The organism is Tistrella mobilis, assembly GCF_039634785.1.
GTDB classification, from domain to species: domain Bacteria; phylum Pseudomonadota; class Alphaproteobacteria; order Tistrellales; family Tistrellaceae; genus Tistrella; species Tistrella mobilis.
In genome coordinates, this window is record NZ_JBBIAB010000056.1 from 1 (window position 1) to 2137 (window position 2137).

Annotated in this window: 2 protein-coding genes and 1 tRNA gene; all 3 read left to right on the plus strand. The window is 64.9% G+C overall.

Features of this window, described 5'->3' with window-relative positions; all coding sequences use genetic code 11:
* Positions 1-226: 226 nt before the first annotated feature.
* The 3 genes from WI697_RS27405 (at position 227) to WI697_RS27415 (ending at position 2034) form a co-directional block, all read left to right on the plus strand.
* Positions 227-302 (plus strand) — tRNA-Ile (locus tag WI697_RS27405).
* 140 nt (positions 303-442) lie between these two features.
* Complete coding sequence (locus tag WI697_RS27410) at positions 443-997, plus strand: ImmA/IrrE family metallo-endopeptidase (protein ID WP_345960676.1); 555 nt, start codon at positions 443-445, stop codon at positions 995-997.
* Positions 994-2034, plus strand: a complete 1041-nt coding sequence (locus WI697_RS27415; protein ID WP_345960677.1) for a hypothetical protein — start codon at positions 994-996, stop codon at positions 2032-2034. The genes WI697_RS27410 and WI697_RS27415 overlap by 4 nt, the downstream gene beginning before the upstream one ends.
* Positions 2035-2137: the final 103 nt, after the last annotated feature.

Sequence of the window (2137 nt, forward strand, 5' to 3'; positions counted from 1 at the left end):
CCAATCGCTTCGCCCAAGGCCCCACACGGTTCCATCCATCCCTCCCAAGCCAACAACGTCGACAATGAGAGATTCAGACTTTTTCCGTCCTGTCACGCACAGTTTCACCCGATTGCCCTGGTGGCGAACCGGCTTCCTCTTGACGAAAACGGCGGAACTCGACAAGGTGTGCCGCCGGTAACCGGCGGTGGCATTCCACCCCGTTCCGGCACCATGGAAGATGTGGGGGCCTGTAGTTCAGCGGTTAGAACCCGCCGCTCATAACGGTGTTGTCGCAGGTTCGAATCCTGCCGGGCCCACCACCTTCCTGCAGCCCGACATGCATATGCCCGACGCGTTTTACCCGCGGGCGATGCAAACGGTTGCCGCACCATCGCCCGCCATTGTCGCCGCCCGGCCCGGTCGCTATCTTGTATCGAGAGGCAGCGATCGCGAGGCGCAGATGACCGTCGTTCCGCCGATGCCATGTCGGGCGAGCAAGGCCGTCATCCAGGAGGCGGCGGAGAAATACGCGGGCAAGATCAATTTTCTGCCCGGGGATGACCTGTTCAAGCTGGTGCGGCGGCTTGGCGGCCAGATCCGTTTCCGCGACTTCTCCCCCGGTCATCAGCGTGAAAGCATCCATGTCCGGTCGGCGAAGGATTTCGATCTCTTCCTGCCCGACGACACCTCACCCCTGCGCGATCGCTTCACCATCGGTCATGAACTGGGCCATCTGCTGCTGCACTATCCCGTGGTGCGCCGTGTGGCTGGCGACACGCCGGTGGAGATGGTCGCCACGCGGTATCTTCCCGAGGATGCGTCGGACGATGTGCGCCGCTGCGAGTGGGAAGCAAACTGGTTCGCGGCCGCCTTCCTGATGCCCGCCGGCCCGTTCATCCAGGCCTGGCACGAAACGGGCGGCGATCCGGCCGATATCGCCAGCCGCTTCTTCATGTCGGTAGAGGCCGTGCGGACACGCGCGCGGAGCCTGTCGCTGGAGAGCGCCGCCGCGTGACCCTGCCGCCATCCGTTGAGCGGCGCGACGGGATCGAGCCCTATCGGCTGGATCTGTTCCTCAGCGTCGATATCGTGGGCTCCACCGCCTATAAGTTCTCGCAGGACGTCGCCACCCGCCCCGACCAGCTGCGATCGCCCGAAGGGCTGGATCAGACGACCTGGTTCCATGCCATCGGGAAATTCTACGAGCACTTTCACCGCCGGTTCATGTCCGACGGCGAAGCGGCGGGCGTCGCGCTCTGGAAAGCGCTGGGCGACGAACTGGTCTATCGGGCGGTGATCCGCGACCGGGCCCAGACGGCCGCCCTGGTCGCCGGCTTTGCCGGAGCCGTGCAGGAGACGCGCGAGGTCGTCCAGGGCTTCTCGCGCACACTCGACCTCAAGGCCTGTGCCTGGGTTGCCGATTTTCCGGTGCGCAATGTGACGATCTCGATCGACGGGCTGCGCAGCGGCGGGCGGCAGGTCGAGGATTTCATCGGGCCCTCGATGGATGTCGGGTTCAGGCTGGGCGCCTTTGCCACGCGGCGCAAGATGATGGTATCGGTCGAGCTTGCCCTGATCCTGGCGACCGGCGATCGCGGCGAGGGCGCAGGGTCTTTCACCTTCGGTTATGACCGGCGGGAATCCCTGAAAGGCGTGCTCGGCGGGGACGCCTATCCCCTGATCTGGATCGATCTGGAAAACGATCGCGACCAGATGGAGGTCAACCGGTGCGAGGCCAGGCTTCAGGGGCGCCGGGCAGATCTCTCCAGGGCCGATGTGGTTGAATTCTGCCGGGCCTATATGGCGGCGACGCCCTGGATGGAGATGCCTCACCTCGGGCAGGACGGCGCCGGAGACTTCGCCGATCCGCCGCCCAGCTATGGACGGTATGTCCGCAAGCGGCAGGCGCGCCTGGATCAGGAGGCGGAACGTCTCGCCCGCCGGGATACCCGTCCTCCGGGGCCGGAGGACGGGCCGTCGGCGTCGGATGACCTGCTGGGCGACATGCCGGTGCCGTCTCCGGACGGCGATGCACAGGGGAATCGCATTTGAAAATCCCGGGTAGCGGAATGGTCAAAGATGGATTCTTTATTCGGTTCCAAGGAGGAACCGATGCCATCTCTGATCACCATCCTGCGCCAAGTGCCCGACCCGC